Source organism: Afifella pfennigii DSM 17143 (genome assembly GCF_000688515.1).
Taxonomy (GTDB): Bacteria; Pseudomonadota; Alphaproteobacteria; order Rhizobiales; family Afifellaceae; genus Afifella; species Afifella pfennigii.
Map to the genome: position 1 here is coordinate 1 of NZ_JHZK01000004.1, position 25,708 is coordinate 25,708.

Genomic DNA, 25,708 nt, shown 5'->3' on the forward strand with positions numbered 1-25,708 from the left:
TGAACGGTCCGGCGTTCCTGGCCTATGCCGAGCAGGTTCTCGCACCCGAGCTTCGCCCCGGTGATGTCGTGGTCATGGACAATCTGCCGGTCCACAAGATCAGCGGCGTGCGCGAGGCGATCGAGAAGGCCGGTGCGCGGCTTCTGTTCCTCCCGCCATACTCGCCCGACTTCAACCCCATCGAGATGGCCTTCTCCAAGCTCAAGGCCCTGCTCAGAAAGGCCGCCGCCAGAACCGTCGACGAACTCTGGTCCGTCGTTGCCGATTGCCTGCCAGCCTTCACCGCCGAGGAATGCCGCCACTATTTCAAGGCCGCCGGGTATGACCCGGATTAAGTCGAAGCTGCTCTAGACCGGCGCCAGTTCGCGGCTGAGAGTGAAAAGCGCGCCGACGGCGCCGAGATCGGCAAGCTCGGGCCGGCAGGTGAGAAACGCTTCGGCGCCGAGATCGCCGCCATCGGCAATGCGCAGGACCGCCAGGCGCTCGTCGCGGCCAATCTCGCCCTCCAGCACGACGCCGAGGCCGAGCCCGGCGGCGGCCGCTTCCTTGATCATCTCCCGGCTGCCGAGCTCAGCCGCCACGCTCACGGCCAGCCCCGCCCGCTCCAGGCCCTTCAGGAGGACGGCACGGGTCACCGAGCCTTCCTCGCGAAGAAGCAGCGGCAGCTCCGATACTTCTTTCAGGCGAAGCGCCGACCGCCGGGCGAGCGGATGCGTGCGAGGCGCGATGAGCGCCAGGCTCTGGCGGCCGAGGGAGCGGTTGCAAAGGTGGGCGGGCGGGGCAAGCTGGGAGGCGACGATGACGTCGACATGGCCCTCTTCCAGCTCCCTCATCAGCTCGCCCGTATTGCCCACGGAAAGCTTCACGTCGATGCCGGGATAGAGTTCGGCGAAGCGCTTCATCAGCGCCAGAATGGTGAAGGGCGTGGAGATGCCAACCTTCAGGACGCCACGCTTCAGCTCGCGCGTCTCGGCGACCTGATGCTCGATCTCCTCAACAAGGCCGAGAAGCTGCCGCACGGGCGCAAGCAGGCGCCGGCCCGCCGGCGTCAGCTCGATGCCGGCACCGCCCCGCGCGCGCAGAAAGAGCGGCGTGCCGAGCGCCGCCTCCAGCGACTTCACCTGCACGGTCACCGCCGGCTGGCTGAGGCCGAGCCGCCGCGCCGCCCGCGAAAAGCTGCCGGCCTGCACCACGGCATGGAAGGCGCGCGCCTGCTGGAAGTTCATGAGATAGCCCCCCGACACATTTCTCATAAGTAAAATTCATATCGGCGTCACTCAACTTAACTAGCCCCTATTTTCGCGGCCCGACAACGGCAGCCGCGGGCCGCCTTTCGCGGTCCGCGATCGAGGCTCAAACAGGGGTAGGTCATGCCGCTGCGCTATAAGGAAATTCTCGCCGCCGGCGTCCTCGTCTCGCTGACGTCGACATCGGCCATCGCCGCGACGGAGGTGCCGTTCTGGCACGCCTTCTCGCCGGACATCAAACTCGGCAAGGTGCTGACGCGCTATGCGGAGGAATTCAACGCCAGCCAGGACGATTACAAGGTCGTGCTGACCTATAAGGGCACCTACGACGACACCATCAACGCCACCATCGCCGCCTATCGCGCCGGCAAGCAGCCGGCCATCACCCAGATCCACGCTCCGGGCGCGCCGACGGTGATCTTCTCCGACGCCATCCGCCCCGTCGACGAGGTGATGGCGGAGGCCGGCCACGAGGTCGACTGGTCGCGCTTCCTTCAGCCGGTGGCGGCCATGTACCAGTTCGAGGGCAAGCAGATGGCCATGCCCTTCAACACCTCCACGCCGCTGATGTGGTACAACGCCGACGCCTTCGACAAGGCCGGCATCTCAGAGCCGCCCAAGACCTGGGACGAGCTTGAGGGCGCGGCGCGCAAATTGAAGGATGCCGGCTATGCCTGCCCGGTCACCTCCGCCTGGCAGACCTGGGTGCTGGTGAAGAATTACAGCTTCATCGAAGACCTGCCCTTCGCCACCAAGAGCAACGGCATGGACGGGCCGGACGCTCAGCTCATCTTCAACGAGACCGGCGTCGTGGACCATCTGGACCGCCTGCAGCGCTGGGCCGAGGAGGGCCTGTTCGAATATCAGGGCCGCCAGTGGACCGGCGCCCACGAGGCGTTTTACGCCGAGCGCTGCGCCATCCTCCTGGAAAGCTCCGCCGGCTACGGCGGCATCGCCGACAATGCCGACTTCACCTTCGGCGCCTCCGTTCTGCCGGTCGAGGAAGGCAATGACGAGCCGCGCAACACCTTCATCGGCGGCGGCGGGCTCTTCGTCATGAAGGGCCTCGACAAGCCCGTCTACGATGGCGCGGCCGCCTTCTTCGCGTTCCTTTCCAGCGCGCAGAAGCAGTTCGATTGGCACCAGAATTCCGGCTACGTGCCGATCACCGTCGATGCCTACGAACTGGCCAAGAGCGAAGGCTATTACGAGGCCTTCCCGCATCAGGAGCTGGCCATCAAGCAGCTTCTGCGCGCGCCGAGCGACAATAGCCGCGGCATCCGCCTTGGCTATCTCGTCCAGGTCGACGAGATCATCGACGAGGAGCTTGAGAATATCTGGTCGATGAAGAAGACGGCCCAGGAGGCCACCGACGACATGGTGCGGCGCGGCAATCCGATCCTCGCCCGCTTCGCCAAGACGATCGGCGAATAAAGCCCTTCCCGCCAAGGCCCGCCGCCGGCTTTCGGGCGGCGGGCCGCCTCGCACGCAACGCGGAGATCTCTCGCATGGCCAGCCGGGAAAAGGCAGCCTATTTCAAGGGCGGGATACTGCCTTGGTTGCTGCTTGCCCCGCAGCTTCTGGTGCTTGTCGTCGTCTTCTTCTGGCCGGCCGGCGAGGGCATCTTTCAGGCCTTCTTTCTGACCGACCCGTTTCTTTCCCGCATGCTCTTTGTCGGGCTCGACAATTTCGCCGCGCTCTTTGCCTCGCCGGAATATTGGGATTCGGTGCGCGTCACCTTCGTCTTCGCGGCGGCCACCACCGCCTTGTCGATGCTTCTTGCCCTGGCGCTCGCCATCGCCGCCGATCAGGTGCTGCGCAGCTCCATGGTGCTGCGCTCGCTGGTCATCTGGCCCTATGCCGTGGCGCCGGCGATCGCCGGCATGCTGTGGCTGTTCCTCTTCCATCCCGCCTTCGGCGTCTTGGCGCTGGCGCTGCGCGATCTCCATATCGACTGGAACCCGCTGCTCGATGGCGGCGATGCCATGGCGCTCATCGTCGGCGCCGCCGCCTGGAAGCAGGTCTCGTATAATTTCGTCTTCTTCCTCGCCGGCCTGCAGGCCATCCCGAAAGCCCTCCTGGAAGCGGCGATGATCGACGGCGCCGGGCCGCTTCGCCGGCTGCGCGACGTCGTCCTGCCACTGCTGACCCCGACCACCTTCTTCCTTCTCGTCATGAACCTCATCTACGCCTTCTTCGACACGTTCGGCATCGTCGACGCCATCACCGAGGGCGGGCCGGGCGGGGCGACGCGCATCCTCGTCTACAAGGTCTACAAGGACGGCTTCCAGGCGCAGGATTACGGCTCCTCGGCGGCGCAGTCGCTCGTCCTGATGGGGCTCGTCATCGCCCTGACGGTAGTGCAATTCCGCTTCGTGGAGCGGCGCGTGAATTACGGTTGAGACGATGATTGAGCGCGCCTACGGCTTCAAGCTCGTCTGCTGGCTGGTGCTGGCCGCCGGGCTTCTCGTCATCTTCGTGCCGATCTATTACGCCCTCGTCATCGCCTCCCAGCCCGACGATGCGGAGCGGCTCAGCCTGTTCACCCTGCCGGCCGGCCACCTCGTCGACAACATGCTGGCCGCCTGGGGCAAGGAGGATCTGCAGCGCCAGCTCTTCAATTCCACGGTCATGGCGCTCGGCATCACCGCCGGCAAGCTCGTCATCTCGCTGATGTCGGCCTTCGCCGTCACCTATTTCCGCTTCCGCTTCCGCATGCTCGCCTTCTGGGCGATCTTCGTCACGCTGATGCTGCCGGTGGAGGTGCGCATCGTGCCGACCTACGAGGTGGTGGCCAACGTCACCAGCCCGCTCGCCGCCATCGCGGCGCTGACCGGCATCGAACTCAGCCTCAACCTGTCGCTCATCGACACCTATGCCGGCCTCACCCTGCCCTTGATCGCCTCCGCCACGGCGACCTTCCTCTTCCGTCAGTTCTTCCTCGTCGTGCCGGACGCGCTGTGCGAGGCGGCCAAGGTGGACGGGGCGGGGCCGCTGCGCTTCTTCCGCGACATTCTTCTGCCGATGTCGACGACCTCCATCGCGGCGCTTTTCGTCATCCTCTTCATCTATGGCTGGAACCAGTATCTGTGGCCGCTGCTGGTCACCACCCGCGCCGACATGACGACGGTGGTCATCGGTGTCGCTCGCACCCTGCCGACCGACAATGCCGACACGCAATGGAACCTCACCATGGCGACGACCCTGCTCGCCATGCTGCCGCCCATCGCCGTCGTCATCGTCTTGCAGCGCTGGTTCGTGCGCGGCCTCATCGAGCAGGAAAAGTAGCGTTCAGCTTGGGCTAAGGGTCCGTTGAACCGCATGGCGCCAGCCGGCGAGCTTCCTCTCGCGCAGGCCCGCCTCAAGCTGCGGCTCAAAGCGCCGCTCGCGGCGCCAGGCCTCGGCGAACGCCGCCTCGCCCGGCCAGGCGCCGGCCTGCCTTCCGGCGAGCCAGGCGGCTCCCAGCGCCGTCGTCTCCAGCACCATCGGCCGGTCGACGGGCGCATCGAGAAGGTCGGCGAGGCGCTGCATGGTGAAGTCGCTCGCCACCATGCCGCCGTCCACGCGCAGCACCGTGCCGGAGGCCGGCGCCCAGTCGCGATGCATCGCCTCAACGAGGTCGACGGTCTGGAAGCACACCGATTCCAGCGCCGCCATGGCGAATTCCTCCGGCCCGGTGGCGCGCGTGAGCCCGAACATCGCCCCGCGCGCATCCGGGTCCCACCAGGGCGCGCCGAGGCCGGTGAAGGCCGGCACCAGATAAACCTCCTGCGCGGCGTCGGCGCGCGCTGCCAGCTCGCCCGATTCTTCGGCGCGGGCAATGAGGCGCATCTCGTCGCGCAGCCATTGCACGGCGGCGCCGGCAACGAAGATGGAGCCTTCCAAAGCGAAGGTGGTCTTGCCGTCGAGGCGATAGGCGATGGTGGTCAGGAGCCGGTTCTGCGAGGGCACGAATTCGGCGCCGGTATTGAGGACGGCGAAGCAGCCCGTGCCGTAGGTGGATTTCACCATTCCCGGTTCAAAACAAGCCTGGCCGAGCGTCGCCGCCTGCTGGTCGCCGGCAGCGCCTCGGATGGGGATGGCGACGCCGAAGATGCCCGGATCGGTCTCCCCGAACTCCGCGGCGCAGTCGAGCACTTCCGGCAGCATCGCACGCGGCACGCGGAAGAGCCGCAAGAGCTCCTCGTCCCAATCGTGGCGGCCTATGTCGAAGAGCAGCGTGCGCGCCGCGTTGGTGGCGTCGCTCACATGCCGGCGCCCGCCCGTCAGCTTATGGATGAGCCAGGTATCGACGGTGCCGAAGGCAAGCTCGCCCGCCTCGGCGCGGGCACGCGCGCCCTCCACGTTGTCCAGCAGCCAGGCGATCTTGGTGGCGGAGAAATAGCTGTCGATGAGAAGCCCCGTCTTTTGCGCCACCATCGGCGCGTTGCCCTCTGCGACGAGCCGCTCGCAGATGCGGGCGGTACGCCGGTCCTGCCAGACGATGGCGTTGTGGATGGGCTTGCCCGTCTTACGGTCCCAGACGATCGCCGTCTCGCGCTGGTTGGTGATGCCGATACCGGCAAGGTCGGCGGCAGGCAGGTTCGCCTCCGCCAGAGCCTGGCGAACGACGGCGACCGTGGTGCGCCAGATATCCTCAGGATCGTGCTCCACCCAGCCGGAGCGCGGGAAATGCTGCGGGAATTCCAGCTGGCCGACCCCGACGACATGCTGACGGGCATCGAAGACGATCGCCCGGGTCGACGTCGTTCCCTGATCGATGGCCAGCACAAAGCCGCTCATGGCGCGCCTCCCCTTCTTTTCGCTTTTCGGCCCGCGCCGTCCCTTGGGACATGCCCCGACAAAGGCGTCTTACGGGCCCGCCCGCGCGCCAGCAAGGCCTCGGCGCGCGGGGTCTCGGCACCGGCCGGCGGCTGCCCACTTCTGCGCCCGGCGCCCGGCCCCGCCAGCTTCCCGCCGTGAACCAAATCCCCGCCTCGGCCGTTCGCCTGCTGACGCACGCCGTTCAACACGACGAAAATTGGAGGTAATACTAAGATGACTAAGTATTTCGCGACCGCCTGCGCCGCCCTTCTTCTGGCCGGCACCGCCGCCCATGCCCAGGGCGCCTGGGCCGAGATCGAGGACGACGACATGGTGGTCGACATCCCCGTCGATCCGCCGCGCTATACCGTCGACGATATCGACGACATGGATATCGTCGGCAGCGACGGCGAGAAGATCGGCGAGGTGGAGGACGTGCTCGGCTCTTCCGACGGCACCTCCATGGCGGTCGCCGCCGAGGTCGGGGGCTTCCTCGGCATGGGCGAGCATGTCGTCATCATCCCGCTCGACAATGCCCGCATCGTCAACGGCAAGCTCGTCGTAGCGATGACGGCAGAGGAGATCGAGGCGCTCGACGAGTGGTCGAAGCGCTGAGTCAGGCCCCTTTCTTGCCAGAAGCGGCCGGCTCAGCCGGCCGCCCGCCGTTCCTGCTTCTCGCCCGCGCGCCAGGCGGCCAGCCTCTCCACCGCTTCATGCAGCGTCTCTTCCCGCTTGGCGAAGCAGAAGCGGATATGCGAGCGCATATCGGCGGCGCCGTAGAAGGCGGAAAGCGGCACGGCGGTGACGCCCGCCTCGAAGGTGAGCCGGCGGCAGAGCTCGGCGTCGCCGGGCCCTGACGCGCTCCGCTCCGCACCGATATCGGCGCCTATATCGGCGCCTATATCGGCGATGGCGAAATAGGCCGCCTCCACCTCCGGCACCTTGAACCCAGCCTGCCTCAGGCCGCCGACGAGGATATCGCGCCTTTTCTGAAGCTCCGACCGCAGCCCGTCGAAATAGCTCGCCGGCAGATTGAGGCCGAAGGCGACGGCCGCCTGCAGCGCCGGCGGCGTGGTAAAGGTCACGTATTGATGGGCGCGGGCGATCGGCTGAAGCAGCCGCGCATCGGCGGTGACGTAGCCGACCTTCCAGCCGGTGACGGAGAAGGTCTTGCCGGCCGAACCGATGCGCACCACCCGCTCGCGCAGCTCCGGCACGGCAAAGAGCGTGCGGTGCGGGCGGTTATCGAAGGTCAGATGCTCGTAGACCTCGTCGCAGATGGCGATGAGGTCGTGCTTCAGCATCTTCTCGCCAAGAAAGCCCAGTTCCTCCTCGCTGAGGATGCGCCCGATGGGGTTCCACGGCGTGTTGACAACGAAGGCGCGCGTCCTCTCGCCGATCGCCGCCTCGATTTCCTCAAAAGGCAGGCGCCAGTGTGGCGGCGTCACGCGGATCGGCACCGGCACGGCGCCGGCGCGGCGGATGATCGGGATGTAGCTGTCATAGGCCGGCTCGAAGACGAGCACCTCGTCGCCCGGCTCCAGGAGACCGAGGAAGCAATCGGCGAGCGCCTCCGTGGCGCCGGAGGTGACGAGCACCTCCTTTTCCCAATCGACCTTCACGCCGAGGAAGCGGCCGGCATTTTCGGCCACCGCCTGGCGCAGCGCCGGCAGGCCGGGCATCGGCGGATATTGGTGCGGGCCCTCGCGCAGCGCCGCCACAGCCGCCTCCACCACCTCTTCCGGCTCCAGCGCCTCGGGAAAACCCTGGCCGAGATTGATGGCGCCGGCCTCGGCCGCTAGCCGCGACATCGTCTCAAAGATGGTCGTGCCGACCGAGCCGAAGACGGAATTGACCATCGTGTCACCTCGCCTGTCCTCTGGCGGCGGCGCGCCTGCCTGGCTCTCCCGCCGCGGAAGGCGGAGAATATCGGAGCGGTGGCGGCGCGCAAAGCGATAGGGCAGTTGGACAGCCGCGCCCGCGCCTTTCGGCAGGATTGACATTTCGCTCCTCCTCACGGCACGAAGGGCGCGTCATCGGTTCTCGGACGCCAAGCGCCCGGGATGAAAAGGGAACACGGTGAGGCGTACCCATCAGGGACCGAAACCGTGGCTGCCCCCGCAACTGTGAGCGGAGAGCGGGCTTCTTGATGTCACTGGCGCATTGAAGCGCCGGGAAGACGAAGCCTAGCTGCGACCCGCGAGCCAGGAGACCTGCCGCTGACGCGCGACGCCGGGCAACCGGTGCCGCACCGCAACGGACGCCGGGGTGCGCGTCTGGCGGTGGAAACGGCGCCGGAATTGCCACCGACGCCCTCTCCTCGCCGAACCCCGATCGTCCTTTCCGCAACCCGGCGCGCAACGACCGCGCCGGTATCTGGAGAGACGACACGATATGCAACGCACTTCACTTGCCGCCTTCGGCCTTGCCGCCGCCCTCAGCCTGGCGCCTTCGGCCGCCATGGCGCATTTCCAGCTCATCTATACGCCCGAAGTGAATTTGGAGCGGCCCGGCGAGGTGCCGCTGAAGCTCCTCTTCTGGCATCCGATGGAGAACGGCCACGTGATGGATATGGGCGAGCCGGAAGAGTTCTTCGCCGTGCATCGCGGCGAGAGGATCGACCTCAAGGCCAGTCTGAAGCCCATCACCTTCACCGGCGCCGACAACGAGGCGGCCGCCTTCGAGGCCATGCTCACCGCCAAGCGCTCGGGCGACTACGTCCTCACCCTCGTTCCCGCCCCCTATTACGAGGAGAGCGAGGACATCTTCATCCAGCAGATCACCAAGGCCTATCTCAATCGCGGCCAGCTGCCGACCGACTGGGCCGAGCCGCAGGGCCTCGCCACGGAAATCGTGCCGCTCAACAAGCCGACCAACGTCCTCTCCGGCTCCACCTTCACCGGACGCGTCCTTGCCGATGGCAAGCCCGTCGCCGGCGCCGAGATCGAGGTGGAGTACATGGCCGCCGAGCCGGTGATGGAGGAGAACCGGCCGGGCGAGCCCAAGGCCTCGCCGATGCCCGGCGGCGCCATCGTCGCCGTCAGCGACGAGGACGGCGTCTTCACCTTCGGCATTCCCAAGGCCGGCTTCTGGGGCTTCGCCGCACTCGGCACCGGACCGGCCAAGGAGCACGAGGGCAAGGAATTGTCGCAGGACGCGGTCATCTGGGTGCGCGCCTACGACGTCAACTAGCCACCGCATGGGCGGGAGGGGCCAATGCATATCGTCGACGGGGCGCTCGCGCCCGAAGTGTTGATCGGAGGGGCGGCGCTCGCCGCCGCCGGAATCGGTCTCGGCCTGAAAAGCCTGCCGGCGGAGAAGATGCCGGCGGCGGGCGTCCTTAGCGCGGCCTTCTTCGTCGCCTCGCTCATCCATGTGCCGATCGGCCCTTCCAGCGTGCATCTCATCATGAACGGCCTGGCCGGGCTGGTGCTCGGCTGGGCCGCCTTCCCGGCGCTCTTCGTCGGGCTTTTGCTCCAGGCCGTGTTCTTCGGTTTCGGCGGGCTCACCGTGCTCGGGGTCAACACCGTCAACATCGCCTTGCCGGCGGTCATCGTCTTCTATCTGTGCCGGCGCGGGATCGCCTCGTCCTCGCCCGCCGTGGCGGCGGTCTGGGGCGCCGCCGGCGGCGGGCTCGCCATCGCGCTGACCACCGGCTTCGTCGCCATCTCGCTGGCGCTTTCGGGCGAGGAGTTCGTGCCGGCCGCCAAGCTCGTCTTTTTCGCCCACATCCCGGTGATGGCGATCGAGGCGCTGGTCGCAGGCGCCGCCGTGGCGCTTGTGCGGCGTGTCAAGCCGGAGCTCTTCGTCACCTTCGCCGCGGCGCTATCGAAGGGAGCCCCTTCATGAAATATCTGCGGCTTGCTCTCCTCGCCCTTATGCTGCTGCCGGTCTCGCCGGCGGCCGCCCATAAGGTTATCGCCTCCCTCTTCGTCTCCGGTGCGGTGATCGAAGGCGAGATCGGCTTTACCAGCGGCGACATGGCATCCGACATCCTGGTGGAGGTCTTCGACGAGGCCGGCAACAAGCTCGGCGAGACAAGGACCGACGCGGACGGCTTCTTCACCTACGCTCCGGAAAAAGCGGTCACGCATGTCTTCCGCGCCAATCTCGGCGCCGGCCATGTGGCGGAGGTGCAGATGGCGGCCGAGGAGCTGCCGGAAATCGCCGGTTCGCCGGCCGCAACGGTTTCCGCCGAGGCGAATGGCGGGAGCGGGCCCCCTTCAGCATCGCCGGCGCCGGCAAGCGTTCCGGCGCCGCAGATCGATCTTGATGCGCTGATGGAAGAGCAGCGGCGGCTCATCGCAGAGGCCGTGCAGAAGCAGGTGATCCCGCTCAGGCGCGACATCGACGCTTACAAGGAGAAGCACGACCTGCAGTCGATCCTCGGCGGCATTGGCTACATTTTCGGCCTCTTCGGCCTCGGCTTCTATCTCGCCGCGCGCCGCAAGATGAAGGCGGCCTGAAGGATGGGCCATTTCGTTTCGGCCGAGCGGCGGGCGCTGCGCGATACCGGGGCGGCACGCCGCACGCTGCTTCAGGGCGTCGATCCGCGCAGCCGCATCCTTGCCGCCGTCCTCTTCGCCGTGGTCATCGTCGCGCTGCACGATATGGCGCTTCTTGGCATTGGCCTTGGCGCGGCGCTCTTGATGATGCTGACGGCCCGCCTGCCGGCCCTTCCGACGCTGAAGCGCATGGCGACGATGGACACCTTCATCATCTTCCTCATCGCGATGCTGCCCTTCACCGTGCCGGGCGATCCGATCTTCACCGTCTTCGGGTTCGCCGCGACCTGGCAGGGGCTGTGGCAGGCGCTGGAAATCGCGCTGAAGGCCAACGCCATCATTCTCGCCTTGATGGCGCTCGTCGGCTCCATGGAGCCGGTGACGCTCGGCCATGCGCTCAGCCGGCTGAGGGCGCCGGAAGGCCTCGTCCATCTCCTCATGTTCACCGTGCGTTACGTCGACGTCCTGCGAGGGGAGTATCTGCGCCTGCGCCAGGCGATGAAGGCGCGCGGCTTCCGCGCCGGCACCAACCTCCATACCTTTCGCTCGCTCGGCTATCTCGTCGGCATGATGCTGGTGCGGGCGATCGAGCGCTCCGAACGCATTCTGGCGGCAATGAAATGCCGTGGCTTCACCGGCCGCCTGCCGCTTCTGGACGAGCTTGCCTTCTGCCGGCGCGACGCGGTCTTCGCGATCGGCCTCCTCGCCTTCCTGGCCTCGCTGATCGCCGCGCAAACCGTCTCCCCGGCGTGACCGGCGGGGCCCCGACGATGTCTGAGCTGATCTCGCTGCAAGACATCCATTTCGCCTATCCGGGCGGGGCGCCGGTTCTGTGCGGCCTCGATTTGACGCTTTCTGCCGGCGAGCGGCTCAGCATCGGCGGCCATAACGGCGCCGGCAAGTCGACGCTCCTGCATATCCTCGTCGGGCTGTTGCGCCCAAGCCGCGGGCGCGTCGTCGCCTTCGGCGCGGAGCGGGCCGAGGAGAAGGATTTCTACGAGGTGCGCCGGCGCGCCGGCCTCGTCTTCCAGGACCCGGACGACCAGCTCTTCTGTCCCACCGTCGCGGAAGACGTCGCCTTCGGGCCGCTCAATCTCGGCAAGAGCCGGCAGGAGGCGATGGCCATCGTGGAGGAGGTGCTTGCGCGGCTGGATCTCGCCGCTTACCGGGACCGCATCACCCACAAGCTCTCCGGCGGAGAGAAGCGGCTCGTCACGCTCGCCGCCGTGCTCGCGATGGAGCCGGACGTCCTCCTTCTCGACGAGCCGACCAACGCGCTCGATATCGACAACAAGGTCAGGCTGACGGAGATCCTCTTGTCGCTGCCGCAGGCGATGATCCTCGTCTCGCACGACCATGGCTTCCGCAACGACATCGCCACGCGCACGCTGATGCTGGTGGAAGGCCGGCTTACCGAAAGGCCGCCGCGCTGCGTGGCCGGGCGCTCGCCGGCCGCGCCCGCCGCATAGGCGACACAACGAACCCGGACCGCGCGGCGCCCGCAGAGCCGATGGCAGGCCCTGGCCGGCTCCTAGAAGCTCAACGCATTCCTAGAAACTCAAGATGCGGGTGTTGTCGGCCAGAAGCTCGCCCGCCATCGGGCCGGGCTCGGCCGCGCTCACGCCCTCGATCAGCGCCTCCGGCCCGACGCCCTTGTTCGGCAGATAGAGGGCGCAGACCTCCACCTTGGTGCCGGTCTTGTCCATGATCGTCTTCATCAGCCCCTGCGGGCTCATGCCGCGCGGCTTCTGCAGCTCCAGCGCCGTGGAAGGCGGGCTCTTGAGGGCAATGTCGCCCGCCGGACCGCAGAGCAGGATATGTGTCTCGGAGCCCTGCTGGGCGGCCTGCATGGTGAGGATCATCGCCATCAACTGGGTCTGCGGCTCCGCCGACGTCAACACGGTGACGAGGGAGGGCTTGTCCTGCGCCATGGCCGGACCGGCGGAAACGGCGAAAGCCGCCGAAAGGGCGAGGGCAAGGGCGAGAAGGCGGGTGCGCATGACGGGTTCTCCTAACGAGGTCATATTCCGCCCTCCATATGTGTCGTCTCATCGGGTGGTCCATGCGCCGTCCTGCGCCCGTTCGTCGCGCGCGGCTCAGTTTGGAACGCTTCTAAATTATTGATTTCATTGCAATTCTTCCGCTCCGAATTGTTGACTCTGATCTTCGACAATTTATAGTCTGCGCGGGCTGACACAGCGTTTGCCCTTTGATGTTGGGGCTTTGAACCCTTTCAATTGGAGGCTTTTTATGCATGTCCCGTTCCGCCGGAATCGCGCCTTGCGTGCATTCCTTCTCGCCGGCGCGCTCGGCGCTCTCTCCCTACCCCCCGCCGCCGCGCAAGAGGCCGGCGAGGTCAACATCTATTCCTATCGCCAGCCGGAGCTGATCGCGCCGATCACCGAGGCCTTCGAGAAGCAGACCGGCATCAAGGTCAACACGGTGTTCCTGTCGAAGGGGCTTGAGGAGCGTATCCAGGCGGAGGGCGCCAACTCGCCCGCCGACGTCATCATGACCGTCGATATCGGCCGGCTGCAGCGCGCGGAGGATGTCGGCATCACGCAACAGGTGGAAGACGAGGCGCTTCAGGACGCCATCCCGCAGCAATACCGCGACCCGGACGGAAACTGGTTCGGCCTGACGACGCGCAGCCGCGTCGTTTTCGCCTCCAAGGACCGGGTGGAGCAGGACGAGATCACCTACGAGGAGCTCGCCGATCCGAAATGGAAGGGACGGATCTGCATTCGCTCCGGCCAGCACGATTACAATATCGGCCTCATCGCCTCCATGATCGCCCATCACGGCGAGGAGGCGACGGAGGAATGGCTGCGTGGGCTGAAGAACAACCTCGCCCGGCGCCCCGACGGCAACGACCGCGCCCAGGCCAAGGCGATCTTCTCCGGCGAATGCGACCTCGCCATCGGCAACACCTACTATGTCGGCGTCATGGCCACGAACGAGAAGGAGCCGGAGCAGAAGCAGTGGGCCGAGGCCATCAAGGTGCTCTTCCCCAACAACGCCGACCGCGGCGCGCATGTGAACATCTCCGGCATGGCCATGGCGAAGAACGCCCCGCATCCGCAAAACGCTCTGAAGTTCATGCAGTTCGCCGCTTCCGAGGAAGCGCAGGCCCTCTATGCGGAGAAGAACTTCGAATATCCGGTGAAGGAAGGCGTGCCGGCTTCCGATCTCGTCGGCTCCTGGGGCGAGATCAATCCCGACGAGCTGCCGCTTTCCAAGATCGCCGAATACCGCAAGACGGCTTCCGAACTGGTCGACAAGGTCGGCTTCGACGAGGGACCGAGCTCGTGAGCAACCAGGCTCTCTGAACGCCAAGGCCCGGCACGCGCTGCCGGGCCTTTTCGCGTTGACCTCACAGGACAGCCCGCGTGACGCCGCAGGAACCCATCCTTTCCTTCCGCATTTTCAGCCTCCGGCGGCGCGGCCGCGTGCGGGGGCTGCCCGGCCATGCGGGGCTGAGGCTTTTCGCCTATCTTCTGACGGCGCTGGTGCTGGTGCCGCTGGTGGCGGTCATCGTCATCGCCATGGGTTCCTCGGAGGGCGTATGGCCGCACCTCGTCTCCACCGTCCTGCCGCGCTCGGTGCGCATCACGCTCCTGTTGATGGCGGGCGTTGCCGTCCTCAGCTCCACCATGGGCGTCGTCAGCGCCTGGCTGGTCACCCATTTCGCCTTCCCCGGCAGACGCATCCTGGAAGTGGCGCTGGTCCTGCCCTTCGCCATGCCGCTCTATATCGTCGCTTTCGCCTATATCGAGTTCCTGGATTTTACCGGGCCTCTGCAGAGCGCCATCCGGGCCATCGGCGGCTATACCAGCGTGCGCGAATACTGGTCGCCCGACGTGCACAATCTGCCGGGCGCGGCGCTGATCATGTCGTCGGTGCTCTACCCCTACGTCTACATGACGACGCGACTTCTCTTCCTGATGCAGTCGGTGACGGCGCTGCAGGTCGCCCAGACGCTCGGCTGCAGCCGGTTTTCCTCCTTCTTCCGCATCGCCGTGCCGCTCGCCCGCCCGGCCATCGCCATCGGCGTCACGCTGTGCCTGATGGAGACGCTCAACGATATCGGCGCCGTCGATTTCCTCGGCATCCGCACCCTCACCTTCTCCGTCTACGACACCTGGCTCAATCGCGGCAGCCTGGCCGGCGCGGCGCAGATCGCCACCGTCATGGTCGGCTTCGTCGTCCTGCTCATCGTCGCGGAGCGGGCCGCGCGCGGGCGCCAGCGCTACCAGGTGGCGCGGGCGGAGCGCGGCGGACAGTTCCGCATGGAACTGAACGGCTGGCGGGCCGCGGGCGCGGCATTCCTGTGCGCCGTGCCGCCGCTGCTGGGCATGGGCATTCCGGCCTTCGTGCTCATCGGCTACGCACTGCGGCGCCTTCCCGCCTTCGCCGAGCCGGAGCTTCTGGCCGCGGCCTGGCATTCCGTCACCGTCGCCGCCGCGACCGGCACCATCACGGTCATTGCCGGGCTGGTGCTGGCCTATTGCGCGCGCCTTGCCGCCGGGCGGCTGGAACATGTGGCGCTGAAGGTCGCGCTCATCGGCTATGCGGTGCCGGGAACGGTGCTGGCACTCGGCATCCTGATGCCGCTCGCCAGGCTCGACAACGCCGTCGACGCCTTCATGCGATCCACCTTCGACCTGCCGACCGGCCTCCTCATCACCGGCTCGGCGGCGGCCATCGTCTATGCCTGCTCGGTGCGCTTCCTCGCCGTCGCGCAAGGCACGGTGGAGGCGGGGCTTGCCAAAATCACCTCGCATCTGGACATGGCCGCGCGCACGCTCGGCCGCACCGCCCAGCAGACGCTCATCGACGTGCATCTGCCCTTGATGAAGAAGGCGCTCGGCGCCGCCTTCCTGCTCGTCTTCGTCGATAGCCTCAAAGAATTGTCGGCAACGCTGCTGCTTCGGCCTTTCAACTACGACACGCTGGCCACCCTGGTCTATTCGCGCGCCTCGCGCGCCGCCTATGGCGATGCCGCCGTGCCGGCGCTGCTCATCGTGCTCGTCGGCCTCATTCCCGTCATCATGCTTCTGCGCTCGGCCGCCCCGCCGCTGCCGCAGCAGCGCGGCGAGCTGCCCTGAGACATCGCCGCAGACGCTTTCCGCGCCTCGACGACGCGGCCTTTCCCTCGCGAAATGTCGCCCCAAGAAACAACCCCTGATTATGTGACTTAGGCAATTCAATTGAGAATTGCTCCAAGTCGAGTCTTCGATTCCAGAGGATATTTTCAATCTTAAGTAGATTTTATGTTGACTGATTCTCCCTGTAAGTGTGTCATTCTCTCGTTGCGGCACTCTACGAGGAGGACAAAGATGGCCGATCAAGCAGGACACCTTCACCAGCCCGACTATCTGCGGGGGCTTGCCAAACAGCTTCGCGACGAGGCGGACCGAGCCGAAGCCCGGGCCAAGCGCCTGGAATCGGGCCAGGAAAAGGCGAGCTGCGAATCCGGCTGCTGGAACGTGCTGTCCACCTGCATCAAGGTGCAGCCGCTCTGAACGAAGGCCTCCGGCGCCTGCGCGTGCGCAGGTGCCGGAGGCATCTTCCCTCAATCTTTTTGAACGCGGCGCGCCGGCGGCCGCCCGCCGGCTTGACCCCTGCCGGCGACGCAACGTCGCGTTTGGCAGGCCAGCGTTCGGGAGGCTCGTATGCACATCGCCGAAAACGGCCATTTTCCGCGACTGCGGCAGGATATCTGGCTGAAGCCGATGCAGGGCTATGCGCTCGTCCACGGCCATCACCCCTCCTCCATCGGCATGCTGCATCCCTCGCACGCCTTCTTCCTGGCGCTTTGCGACGGCCGGCTCGGAGGGGCCGAACTCGCCTATCTCTACGGCGAGACCTACGGACTTGCGCCAGCGGAAGCCGAGACAGAGGCGGCGGGGCTTCTCGGCCTTCACGAGGCGTTGCTCGCCAGCGGCGAGGGCGCGACATGGGGAACGCCAGCCGGCGCCTGCCGAACAAACCGCTTTTCGCCGCGCCGTTTTCTTTATCCGGGCGACGATCGTCTGCTTGCCAGCGCCGCCTTCGGCCAATGGCCGGTGCCGGCGGGCATCAACATCACCCTCACCTTCCAATGCAACTTTGCCTGTTCTTATTGCTACCAGGACCTCTCGCAGACCGGCGACCGGCGCTGGGATCTCGGCAAATGCCGCGAACTCATCGAGGAGGCGGCCGATTGGGGCGTCGTCTTTCTCGGCCTGACCGGCGGCGAGCCGACGATCTTCAAGGGCTGGCTGGAGCTCTTGGAGCACGGCCTTGAGCGCGGCATGATCCCGGTGATGACGTCCAACGGCTCGGTCATCGGCGGCGACCGCAGCATCGCCGAGCGCCTCGCCGCCGCGGGCATGCGCGAGATGACCATCTCCCTCGACGCCGGCACGCCCGCCCTGCACGACGCCGTCACCGGGTCGCGCGGGCACTTTCCCAGGGTCCTCAACGCCATCCGCCATCTCGTCGATGCCGGCATCCGCGTCGTCGTCAAAAGCGTCCTGACGCCGGCGACGCAGCATGGCGTCGACGAGATGATCGACCTGCTCGTCAGCCTTGGCGTCGCGGAGATCGGCATCACCCAGATGGAGGGCGGCGCCGTCGGCTCCGGCGCCAACAGCGCGCCCGGCCTCAGCCTGGCGGAGCGCCAGCTGGTGCGCGAGACGGTGCTGGCTCGGCGGGCGCGCTATGCCGGCCTTTGCGCCATCCATCCGCCGAAGGGGAACGGCCGGCCCTGGCGCGAAGACGAATGGTATCCCTGCGGCGGGCTCAATATGGGCATGTCGATCTTCCCCAGCGGCGAGGTCACCGTCTGCGACAAGATGCATGGCGTGAAAGACTTCACCTACGGCAACGTCTTTGCGGCGGGGCTGAAGGAGATATGGAACGGGGAGGCGTTCGCGGCCCTGCGGGCGCGCACCCTCGACCAGGCGCTCGTCGATCCGGACTGCGCGCGCTGCTCAAAACTCGGCCATTGCCGAACGGCATGCTTCGTCGACGCCTTCAACGCCACGGGCAGCTACTACGCCAAGGACCCGCATTGCGGCGGCCCTTTCCTTCACGACAGGCTTTGCAGCTGAGGAGGCGACAGGATGAGCGTGAAATTCGATATCGGCTATCACGGCCAGCTGACCGAGGACGCGAATGACGGTCTCCTCGACCAGCAGCAGCTCGGCTATGTCGTCGCCGCCAACATCGCCCAGGATCTGTTGCAGACGCAAAGCTGCGTGCATTTCGACAATTGCGACTTTCCCGGCGGCATCGCCCATATCGCCGATGAATGGAACCTGATCGAGAAGGTCGGCGACAAATACGCCAATGCGGCGCTGGCGGCCTTCGGCGCGCTATTGCACACGACGCAGGATTTCTACGCCCATTCCAACTGGATCGAGCTGCATGTCGGCGAGGCGCCGATCCCGGTCTGGGACCAGAAGCTGGCCAGCCTGCCGGCTGATATCGTCAGCGGCACATGGGCACTCGGCTCGCCGAAGCTCTGCGGGCCCGACGCGCCGAGCCACAGCCAGCTCAACAAGGACAACCCCAATTCCAAGGAAGGCGGCAAGATCGTCGACAGCGGGCCGAATGCCGGAAAGAGCCTGTTCGAGCTCGCCTTCGCCACCGCGCTCGCCGCCACCAAGGTGCAGTTCGCGCGCTTTGCCGCGCTGCCGCTCGCCTATGGGCAGGGCTATGCCTCCACGCACGGCGAGGCGCTGGAGCAGCTCATCGCCGCCAACCGGGAGCTGCGCGAGATGTCCTGAGCCGGGCGAGCCGGTCAGCCGCGCAGCGCCTCCATATCCCGGTAGAGGTCGAGCGCCTCCGGATTGGCCAGCGCTTCGCGGTTCTTCACCTCGCGCCCATGCACCACGTCGCGCACGGCCAGCTCGGTGATCTTGCCGGATTTGGTGCGCGGAATGTCGGCGACGGCGACGATCTTGCCCGGCACGTGACGCGGCGAGGCGCCCTCGCGGATCTGCTTCTTGATGCGCGCCTCAAGCGCCTCGTCGAGCACCGCCCCCTCGGCAAGGCGCACGAACAGGACAATGCGCACATCGCCCTGGAAATCCTGGCCGATGGCGAGCGCCTCGACGATTTCCGGAAGCTGCTCCACCTGATTGTAGATCTCCGCCGTGCCGATCCTGACGCCGCCGGGATTGAGCGTGGCGTCGGAGCGGCCATGGATGAGCATGCCGCCATGCTCGGTCCATTCGGCGAAGTCGCCGTGGCACCACACGCCGGCAAAGCGCTCGAAATAGGCGGCGCGGTATTTCTCGCCGCCCGGATCGTTCCAGAACTTCACCGGCATCGACGGGAAGGGCTTCACGCAGACGAGCTCGCCCTTCTCTCCCTTCACCGGCTGCCCGTCCTCGTCCCACACATCCACCGCCATGCCGAGGCCGGGGCCCTGGATCTCGCCGCGCCAGACCGGCTCCAGCGGGTTGCCAAGGACGAAACAGGCGACGATATCGGTGCCGCCGGAAATGGAGGCCAAATGCAGATCGGCCTTGATGCCCTCATAGACGAAATCGAAATTCTCCGGCGCCAGCGGCGAGCCGGTCGAGGCCATCATCCTGAGGGCGGACAGATCGTGGCTCGTGGCCGGCGTCAGCCCGGCCTTGCGCACCGCGTCGATGAATTTCGCCGAGGTGCCGAAGAAGGTCATCCTCTCCGCCTCAGCATAGTCGAACAGCACATTGCCGTCCGGATGGAAGGGCGAGCCGTCGTAAAGCAGGAGCGTGGCGCCGGCGGCAAGGCCGGAAACCAGCCAGTTCCACATCATCCAGCCGCAGGTGGTGAAATAGAAGAGCCTGTCGCCGGGCCCCAGCGAGCAATGCAGGCGGTGCTCCTTCAGATGCTGCAGCAGGGTGCCGCCGGCGCCGTGCACGATGCATTTGGGCACGCCCGTCGTGCCGGAGGAGAACAGAACATAGAGCGGATGGTTGAAGGGCAGGCGCTCGAAGGCGAGCTCGGCCGGCCGATAGGGCTCCAGGAAGGCCGCAAGCGTTTCGGCCCGCGGCACGCGCGCCGCCACCTCCTCGGCCTCGCCGAGATAGGGAACGATCACCACCTTGCTCGCGGAGGTGAGCTTCTCGGCGATGGCGGCGAGCTTGCCGGCGATATCGATGCGCTTGCCGTTGTACCAGTAGCCGTCCGGGGCGATGAGAAGCTTGGGCTCGATCTGCCCGAAACGGTCGAGCACGCCGCGCTCGCCGAAATCGGGCGAGCAGGAGGAGAAGACGGCGCCCAGCGAGCTGGCCGCCAGCATCGCCGCCACCGTTTCGGGCATGTTCGGCATCATCGCGGAGACGGCATCGCCGACGCCGATCCCGGCGGCGCGCATCGCCTGCTGCAACCTGGAGACAAGGGCGCGCAGCTCGTCGAAGGAAAGCCGCCGCGCCACCTTGTCCTCGCCGCGGAAGACCAGGGCCTCCTCAGAGCCGGCGCGGCGCAAAAGGTTCTCCGCGAAGTTGAGACGCGCCTGCGGAAAGAAGCGGGCGCGCGGCATCGCCTCGCCGTTCTCCAGCACGCTCTCGCCCTTGTCGCCGATCACCTCGCAGAAATCCCAGACGCCGCTCCAGAAGGCCGCCGGGTCGGCGACCGACCAGCGATGCAGGGCGCGGTAATCGGGAAGCGTCCTGCCGGCGATATCGGGCGCCATCCTGCCGGCAAAGCGCGCCATCGGCGTTGCGGCGGCCTTGCCGGGATCGGGCGACCAGAGGGGCGTATCGTGCATGAGCTTGTCCAAGGGTGTGACCAGGTTCGTTCCAAAACCGTCGGAACGGCTGGTGATGCCCATGCCACAGCGCCGCGGAAGCGCCAAGTGCACTGTCCACTGCAACCCCCCAAGCGCCTTGCCTTCGGCGGTCAAAGTGCCTATCGCCAGAGGTCCACGGAGATAGCCCCATGATGAGGCGTTCGCTCATCGCTCTCGGCGTCCTGGCCGTCCTTGTCGGCGGCCTGGTTTTCCTCGCCAGCCAGATCGTTTCCGCCGACGACATCAAGCGCCAGGTCGGCGAGCAGATATCGGCCTGGACCGGCCGGGAGGTCTCGCTGCAGGGCGATGCCGTCGTGGCTCTCTTGCCGACGCTCAGCGTCAAGCTGAAGGACGTTCAGATCGCCGGGCCGCGAGGGGCCGAGGAACCCTTCGTGCAGATGGAATACCTGAAGGCCTCCATCCGCTTCATCCCGCTGCTCATCGGAGAAGTCCGGATCGAGGACTTCATCATCGTCGGCCCGGATATCCGCCTCATCCGCACCGAGGACGGCACCCGCAGCTGGGATTTCGACAGCGGCGCGGCGGCGCTGCAGCTCGCCTTCGCCGGCGACGTCAGGCTCGGCGCCTTCGTCGTGCGTCAGGGCCGCATTCTCTACGACAATGCACTGACCGGGCAGAAGGAGGAGCTGACGAACGTCAATCTGGACCTCACCTGGAACAGCGTGCGCCAGCCGATCGAGCTGTCCGGAAACCTGGAGTGGCGCGGCGAGCGGATCAATCTCGCCGCCGCCGCGCAGGAACCCTATCGCTTCATCCGCGGCGGAGAGACGCCGCTCAACGTCGACGTGCAATCGGTCAATTTCAACGGCGCCTTCTCCGGCACGATGCGCAATCCGCGCGAGCCGGGCCTCGTCGGCAGGATGGCGTTCAACGCCGAAGACATGCCGCGCTTCCTCACCTGGATCGAAAATCCCTTCGCCGAGACGGCGCCCCTCAACGCCGTCCGAATCGATTCCAACGTGGAGTTCGCCGGGCGGAAGGCGAGTTTCGCCGACGCCACCATCAATCTCAACACCGTGCCGGGGCGCGGCGCCTTCACCGTCGACCTGACCGGCCGCCCCGCCATCACCGGCACCCTCGCCTTTCCCCGTTTCGACGCTTCGCCGGCGCTCGCGCATCTGGTGACATGGGACGAGGAGGACAGCCTCCTCGCCGGGCGGGTCAACCATGCGTGGCTGAACGAATTCACCGCCGATCTGCGCGTCTCCGCCGACGAGGTGCAAATGAAGGCGCTGCGCGTCGGCCCCGTCGCAGCGTCGCTTCTGGTGGGCAGCGGCAAGGCGACGCTCACCATTGGCGAGGCAACCCTCTACGGGGGACGGCTCAGCGGCTCCATCAGCCTTGCCGGCGATGAGGTGCCGCAGGTGGAGGCGGCCTGGCGGGCGAGCGGCGTTCGAGCCGGCGAGGTGATGGCCGCTCTCGGACTGCCCCCCTTCTCCGGTCTCACCGATCTTTCCACCGAGATCAGCGCCCGCGGCGAGCGATTGAACAATCTCGTGGAGACCCTGCAAGGGCGTCTTTCCCTCACCGCCTCCGATGGCCGCCTGCCCTATATCGACCTTGCCGAGGCGACGAACGGCGAAGGCGGCACGACGAAGCCCCTCTTGTCGCCCGATGCCAGCACCGATTTTACCCGCCTGGAGGCCGAGCTCGTCTTCCGCGAGCGGATCGGGCGGCTTGAACGGGGCATGGTGGCCACCGGCGCCTATGCGGCCGAGCTTTCCGGCGATATCGGCCTTGAGAGCCGCACCCTGGCCCTTTCCGGCACGATGCAGCCGAATGCGAGCGACACTTCGGACGTGCCGCTGCGCGTCGTCGGCACGCTGGCGAGCCCGGCGATCTCCATCGCCCCGCCGCCATCCAACTGAGACGGCAGGACGGCTCCCTCAGGGAGCGCGGGCCGGGGCGCGGGCCTTGCCGATGACGGAAGCCGTCAGCACGCCGAGCGTCACCAAGGCGACCAGAATGGTGCAAACGGCGTTGATCTCCGGGGTCACGCCGCGGCGGACCTGGCTGTAGATCTTCATCGGCAGCGTGGTGGCGCCTGGCCCGGTGGTGAAGCTGGCGATGACGAGATCGTCCAGCGACAGGGAGAAGGCCAGCATCCAGCCCGCCGCCACGGCCGGGAAGATGAGCGGCAGGGTGATGGCGAAAAACGTCTTCACCGGCGTCGCGCCGAGATCCAGCGCGGCCTCCTCCAGCGCGCGATCGAAAGCCAGGAGCCGCGACTGCACCACCACGGCCACGAAGCACATGGAGAAGGTGATATGGGCGAGCGTCACCGTCCAGAAGCCACGGTCGAAATTGATCGCGACGAACAGCAGAAGTAGCGACAGGCCGGTGATCACTTCCGGCATGACGAGCGGCGCATAGACCATGCCGGAGAACAGCGTTCGACCGTAAAAGCGGCCGCCGCGCACCAGGGCAAGCGCCGCGAGCGTGCCGAGGACGGTCGCCACGCTCGCCGACAAGAGCCCCACCCGGACGGTGACCCAGGCGGCGTTGAGGATGCTTTCGTTGGAAAGCAGCTCCACATACCAGCGGGTGGAAAAGCCGCCCCAGACGGTGACGATGCGCGAATCGTTGAAGGAATACAGGATGAGAATGAGAATCGGCAGGTAAAGAAAGGCCAGGCCGAAGACGAGGGAGACGAGATTGAAGGCGGTGAAGCGTCTCATCGCGCGGCCTTCTCCTGCATCTTCTGGAAGATGACGATCGGCACCACCAAGAGGATGAGCAGCAGGATGGCAACGGCGCTGGCGACCGGCCAGTCGCGGTTATAGAAGAACTCCACCCAGAGCGTGCGTCCGATCATCAAGGTGTCGGAGCCGCCGAGAAGGTCGGGAATGACGAACTCGCCGACCGCCGGGATGAAAACCAGCAGCGAGCCGGCCACGATGCCCGGCACCGACAAAGGCACGGTGATGCGCCAAAAAGCCTTCAGGGGCGTGGCGCCGAGATCCATCGCCGCCTCGATCAGGCGCAGATCGAGCCTCTCCAGGGAGGCGTAGAGCGGCAGCACCATGAAGGGCAGGTAGGAATAGACGATGCCGATATAGACGGCCCAATCGGTGTTGATGATCTGCAAGGGCTCGGAGATGAGCCCGAGCCCGATCAGCGCCTGGTTGAGCAGGCCCTCCGGCTTCAAGATGCCGATCCAGGCATAGACGCGGATGAGGAAAGAGGTCCAGAAGGGCAGGATCACCGCCATCAACAGAACCGGCCGGAGCCCGTCCGGCGCCCGCGCCATGGCATAGGCGAGCGGATAGCCGACGATGAGCGTGATCAGCGTGGAGACGAGGGCGATCCGCAAGGAAGAGAGATACGCCTTGATGTAGAGCGCGTCCTCCGTCAGCCAGAGGTAATTGTCGAAGGAAAGCTGTTTCGCCTTCTCCAAGAGGTCTTTCAGCCCCTCGAAGACGGGGGTGTAGGGCGGCATGGCGATCGCCGTCTCAGACAGCGAGATCTTCAACACGATCAAAAACGGCGCCAGGAAGAAGACGAGCAGCCACAGATAGGGGACCGCCGTCACCACCTGCCGGGCCAGGAAGCTGCGCAATCCCTGCATCAGAGATCGCCCCGCCATTGCGGCCAAAGCAGGAAAACCACGACGGCGAGCGTCGCCGGCACGCCGAGCCAGGCCGAGCCGAAGGCAAAGGCGAGGAAGACCAAACCGGCCAGAAGGGTAAGGCGAACGGGACCGGGCAGAGGCGCGGCGGGCGCGGCCGCGCCCCTTCGAAGCCGCAAGAGCATCGGGGGAAGAAGCAGGAGCGGCGGCAGCAACATCGCCGCGACGAGGTAGAAAAGCGCCAGATCGGGACGAAACAGCGCCATCAGCGTGAAGACAGCCATCGCCAGGGCGACGGCGGCCATCAGATGCAGGCGACGGAACGCGGCGGCGCGTTCGCGGTTGCGCTCGGCCCGGTCGCGCGGGTCGAGCGGATTGAAGAAGGCACGGTCGAGCGCGTTCGGTTTCATCGGGCTAGCCCGCCAGAAGGACGCCGGAATCGGGGCGCCAGGACAGCCATACCCGATCGTCCCAGGTGATCGGTCGCTCCACCTCGCGCGCCGCGTTCAGCCGGGTGGCGCGAACGATGTCGCCGCATGCGAGCTTGACGTTGTAGATCGACACATCGCCGAGATAGCCGATGTCCCAGACCTCGCCTTCCACCATGTTCGGCGCCGGACCGGAGGACGCGCCGGCCGGGCGATCATGGCTGATCACCATCTTCTCCGGGCGGACGGCGAACCAGACCGTATCGCCGTTGGCTGGCAAGGACGGGCCGTTGACCACCGTTTCCACGGCGAAACCGGCGGTGGTGGCGATGCGCAGCTTGCCTTCCTCAAGCCGCTCCGCCTGGCCCTCGAAGATATTCACGTCGCCGACGAAATCGGCGATGTAGCGCGTCGCCGGGGCCTCGTAGATCTCGGCGGGCGTGGCCACCTGGATGATGCGGCCATGGTCCATCACCGCGATGCGGTCGGCCATGGTCATCGCCTCCTCCTGGTCGTGGGTGACGATGACGAAGGTGAGGCCGAGGCTTTCCTGCAGATCGGCGAGCTCGAACTGCGTCTCCTCGCGCAATTTCTTGTCGAGGGCGCCGAGCGGCTCGTCCAGGAGCAGCACCTTGGGACGCTTGGCGAGCGCGCGCGCCAGCGCCACGCGCTGCTGCTGGCCGCCGGAGAGCTGCGCCGGCTTGCGGCCGGCGAAAGGCTCCAGTTTCACAAGACGCAGCATCTGCGCCACCCGCTGGGCGATGTCGGCCTTGGCCATGCCCTCCTGCTTCAAGCCGAAGGCGATGTTGTCAGCGACGCTCATATGCGGAAACAGAGCGTAGGACTGGAACATCATGTTGACCGGGCGCTTATGCGGCGGCACGCCGGTCAGCGGGCGACCCTGCAGCAGCATCTCGCCCTCGCTCGGTTCCTCAAAGCCCGCCAGCATGCGCAGGAGCGTGGTCTTGCCGCAGCCGGACGGGCCGAGAAGGGCGAAGAATTCACGCTCGTAGATGACGAGGGACTGACGGTCGACGGCGGTGAAATCGCCAAACCGCTTGGTGACGTCGCGAAGCTCGATATACGCCGGCTCGCTCGGATCGTTCCACGGCTGGAAACTGCGCCTTACCGGCCCGAGCGTCTTGGCCATGCGCGAACCCTTCTTTCTCAAAAGGCAGGCGCCGGAGGGGCACCGCGCCCGACCATGCGCGATCGGGCGGGCCCATGGCGCCCGCCCAACTGACACGTTCACTGCGGGGCGGGCGCTTGGCGGCCGCCCCAATGACACATTCACTGCGGGGCGGGCGCTTGGCGGCCGCCCCAATGACACATTCACTGCGGGGCGGGCGCTTGGCGGCCGCCCCAAT

The 25,708-nt window shown here is 66.5% G+C and carries 25 protein-coding genes and 1 riboswitch; of the genes, 16 read left to right on the plus strand and 9 right to left on the minus strand.

From position 1 onward, the window contains the following. Positions 1-335: IS630 family transposase (locus Q331_RS0104625; protein WP_026379712.1), on the plus strand; the 335-nt coding region annotated here is incomplete at its 5' end. Positions 336-347: 12 nt separating this feature from the next. Here the strand turns inward: Q331_RS0104625 and Q331_RS19990 are convergent. Beyond that, on the minus strand, positions 348-1,226 hold the full coding sequence (locus Q331_RS19990; protein WP_051630569.1) for a LysR substrate-binding domain-containing protein: 879 nt from the start codon (positions 1,224-1,226) through the stop codon (positions 348-350). A gap of 144 nt (positions 1,227-1,370) precedes the next feature. Here Q331_RS19990 and ugpB point away from each other — a divergent pair, with 144 nt between their 5' ends. From ugpB to Q331_RS0104645, 3 genes are all read left to right on the plus strand, one after another. Continuing rightward, positions 1,371-2,681: a sn-glycerol-3-phosphate ABC transporter substrate-binding protein UgpB gene (gene ugpB, locus Q331_RS0104635; protein ID WP_026379713.1), complete on the plus strand. Its 1,311-nt coding sequence runs from the start codon at positions 1,371-1,373 to the stop codon at positions 2,679-2,681. 74 nt (positions 2,682-2,755) lie between these two features. Further along, positions 2,756-3,649, plus strand: a complete 894-nt coding sequence (gene ugpA, locus Q331_RS0104640) for a sn-glycerol-3-phosphate ABC transporter permease UgpA (protein WP_051630571.1) — start codon at positions 2,756-2,758, stop codon at positions 3,647-3,649. Positions 3,650-3,653: 4 nt separating this feature from the next. Then, positions 3,654-4,535 (plus strand): ABC transporter permease subunit, encoded by an 882-nt coding sequence (locus Q331_RS0104645; RefSeq protein ID WP_026379715.1) that lies wholly within the window; start codon positions 3,654-3,656, stop codon positions 4,533-4,535. A gap of 3 nt (positions 4,536-4,538) precedes the next feature. Here the strand turns inward: Q331_RS0104645 and glpK are convergent, their stop codons facing one another. After that, positions 4,539-6,029, minus strand: coding sequence for a glycerol kinase GlpK (glpK, locus tag Q331_RS0104650; RefSeq protein ID WP_026379716.1), 1,491 nt, complete (start codon positions 6,027-6,029; stop codon positions 4,539-4,541). A gap of 255 nt (positions 6,030-6,284) precedes the next feature. Between glpK and Q331_RS22880 the strand changes: the two genes are divergently transcribed. Then, complete coding sequence (locus Q331_RS22880) at positions 6,285-6,665, plus strand: PRC-barrel domain-containing protein (protein WP_051630573.1); 381 nt, start codon at positions 6,285-6,287, stop codon at positions 6,663-6,665. Between the two features lie 32 nt (positions 6,666-6,697). Here the strand turns inward: Q331_RS22880 and Q331_RS0104660 are convergent, their stop codons facing one another. Beyond that, entirely contained in the window at positions 6,698-7,909 is a 1,212-nt protein-coding gene (locus tag Q331_RS0104660) for an aminotransferase (RefSeq protein WP_026379717.1), read from the minus strand. Between the two features lie 161 nt (positions 7,910-8,070). Then, positions 8,071-8,285, plus strand: a riboswitch (cobalamin riboswitch). A gap of 159 nt (positions 8,286-8,444) precedes the next feature. On the opposite strand from Q331_RS0104660, the gene Q331_RS0104665 reads away from it, so the two are divergent. Genes Q331_RS0104665 through Q331_RS20000 form a run of 5 tightly spaced genes read left to right on the plus strand, consistent with a single transcriptional unit; the run spans position 8,445 to position 12,024 of the window. Beyond that, positions 8,445-9,242, plus strand: coding sequence for a DUF4198 domain-containing protein (locus Q331_RS0104665; RefSeq protein WP_026379718.1), 798 nt, complete (start codon positions 8,445-8,447; stop codon positions 9,240-9,242). Between the two features lie 24 nt (positions 9,243-9,266). Continuing rightward, complete coding sequence (gene cbiM / locus Q331_RS0104670; RefSeq protein WP_026379719.1) at positions 9,267-9,899, plus strand: cobalt transporter CbiM; 633 nt, start codon at positions 9,267-9,269, stop codon at positions 9,897-9,899. Then, positions 9,896-10,516 carry a hypothetical protein gene (locus Q331_RS0104675; protein ID WP_026379720.1) on the plus strand — a complete coding sequence of 207 codons (621 nt, stop codon included), beginning with the start codon at positions 9,896-9,898 and terminating at the stop codon, positions 10,514-10,516. The genes cbiM and Q331_RS0104675 overlap by 4 nt, the downstream gene beginning before the upstream one ends. A 3-nt stretch (positions 10,517-10,519) precedes the next feature. Continuing rightward, positions 10,520-11,308 carry a cobalt ECF transporter T component CbiQ gene (gene cbiQ, locus Q331_RS0104680; protein WP_026379721.1) on the plus strand — a complete coding sequence of 263 codons (789 nt, stop codon included), beginning with the start codon at positions 10,520-10,522 and terminating at the stop codon, positions 11,306-11,308. A gap of 17 nt (positions 11,309-11,325) precedes the next feature. Further along, the gene (locus Q331_RS20000; protein WP_051630575.1) at positions 11,326-12,024 is read left to right on the plus strand and encodes an energy-coupling factor ABC transporter ATP-binding protein; all 699 of its coding nucleotides are present in this window, start codon (positions 11,326-11,328) and stop codon (positions 12,022-12,024) included. Positions 12,025-12,105: 81 nt separating this feature from the next. Here Q331_RS20000 and Q331_RS0104690 read toward each other — a convergent pair whose 3' ends face one another. After that, positions 12,106-12,555 carry a hypothetical protein gene (locus tag Q331_RS0104690; protein WP_026379722.1) on the minus strand — a complete coding sequence of 150 codons (450 nt, stop codon included), beginning with the start codon at positions 12,553-12,555 and terminating at the stop codon, positions 12,106-12,108. A 250-nt stretch (positions 12,556-12,805) separates the two neighbouring features. On the opposite strand from Q331_RS0104690, the gene Q331_RS0104695 reads away from it, so the two are divergent. The 5 genes from Q331_RS0104695 (at position 12,806) to Q331_RS0104715 (ending at position 18,330) form a co-directional block, all read left to right on the plus strand. Next, on the plus strand, positions 12,806-13,867 hold the full coding sequence (locus Q331_RS0104695; RefSeq protein ID WP_051630577.1) for a Fe(3+) ABC transporter substrate-binding protein: 1,062 nt from the start codon (positions 12,806-12,808) through the stop codon (positions 13,865-13,867). Between the two features lie 77 nt (positions 13,868-13,944). Next, positions 13,945-15,663, plus strand: a complete 1,719-nt coding sequence (locus Q331_RS20005) for an ABC transporter permease (RefSeq protein ID WP_156953264.1) — start codon at positions 13,945-13,947, stop codon at positions 15,661-15,663. A 231-nt stretch (positions 15,664-15,894) separates the two neighbouring features. Continuing rightward, a complete protein-coding gene (locus Q331_RS0104705) occupies positions 15,895-16,080 on the plus strand; it encodes a hypothetical protein (RefSeq protein WP_026379724.1) in 186 nt (61 codons plus the stop codon). A gap of 150 nt (positions 16,081-16,230) precedes the next feature. Beyond that, entirely contained in the window at positions 16,231-17,652 is a 1,422-nt protein-coding gene (locus Q331_RS0104710) for a radical SAM/SPASM domain-containing protein (RefSeq protein ID WP_026379725.1), read from the plus strand. A 12-nt stretch (positions 17,653-17,664) separates the two neighbouring features. Next, complete coding sequence (locus Q331_RS0104715) at positions 17,665-18,330, plus strand: hypothetical protein (RefSeq protein WP_026379726.1); 666 nt, start codon at positions 17,665-17,667, stop codon at positions 18,328-18,330. Positions 18,331-18,344: 14 nt separating this feature from the next. Here the strand turns inward: Q331_RS0104715 and Q331_RS0104720 are convergent, their stop codons facing one another. Then, positions 18,345-20,303 carry an acetoacetate--CoA ligase gene (locus Q331_RS0104720; protein ID WP_034491134.1) on the minus strand — a complete coding sequence of 653 codons (1,959 nt, stop codon included), beginning with the start codon at positions 20,301-20,303 and terminating at the stop codon, positions 18,345-18,347. Between the two features lie 170 nt (positions 20,304-20,473). On the opposite strand from Q331_RS0104720, the gene Q331_RS0104725 reads away from it, so the two are divergent. Further along, on the plus strand, positions 20,474-22,213 hold the full coding sequence (locus tag Q331_RS0104725) for an AsmA family protein (protein ID WP_026379728.1): 1,740 nt from the start codon (positions 20,474-20,476) through the stop codon (positions 22,211-22,213). A gap of 18 nt (positions 22,214-22,231) precedes the next feature. Here Q331_RS0104725 and Q331_RS0104730 read toward each other — a convergent pair whose 3' ends face one another. The 4 genes from Q331_RS0104730 to Q331_RS0104745 are packed head-to-tail and all read right to left on the minus strand — an operon-like array spanning position 22,232 to position 25,491. Next, a complete protein-coding gene (locus Q331_RS0104730) occupies positions 22,232-23,023 on the minus strand; it encodes an ABC transporter permease (protein ID WP_026379729.1) in 792 nt (263 codons plus the stop codon). Beyond that, complete coding sequence (locus Q331_RS0104735) at positions 23,020-23,913, minus strand: ABC transporter permease subunit (protein WP_026379730.1); 894 nt, start codon at positions 23,911-23,913, stop codon at positions 23,020-23,022. The genes Q331_RS0104730 and Q331_RS0104735 overlap by 4 nt, the downstream gene beginning before the upstream one ends. After that, on the minus strand, positions 23,913-24,323 hold the full coding sequence (locus tag Q331_RS0104740; RefSeq protein ID WP_026379731.1) for a hypothetical protein: 411 nt from the start codon (positions 24,321-24,323) through the stop codon (positions 23,913-23,915). Before Q331_RS0104740 ends, Q331_RS0104735 begins: the two co-directional genes overlap by 1 nt. A 4-nt stretch (positions 24,324-24,327) precedes the next feature. Then, the gene (locus tag Q331_RS0104745) at positions 24,328-25,491 is read right to left on the minus strand and encodes an ABC transporter ATP-binding protein (RefSeq protein WP_026379732.1); all 1,164 of its coding nucleotides are present in this window, start codon (positions 25,489-25,491) and stop codon (positions 24,328-24,330) included. Positions 25,492-25,708 lie beyond the last annotated feature (217 nt).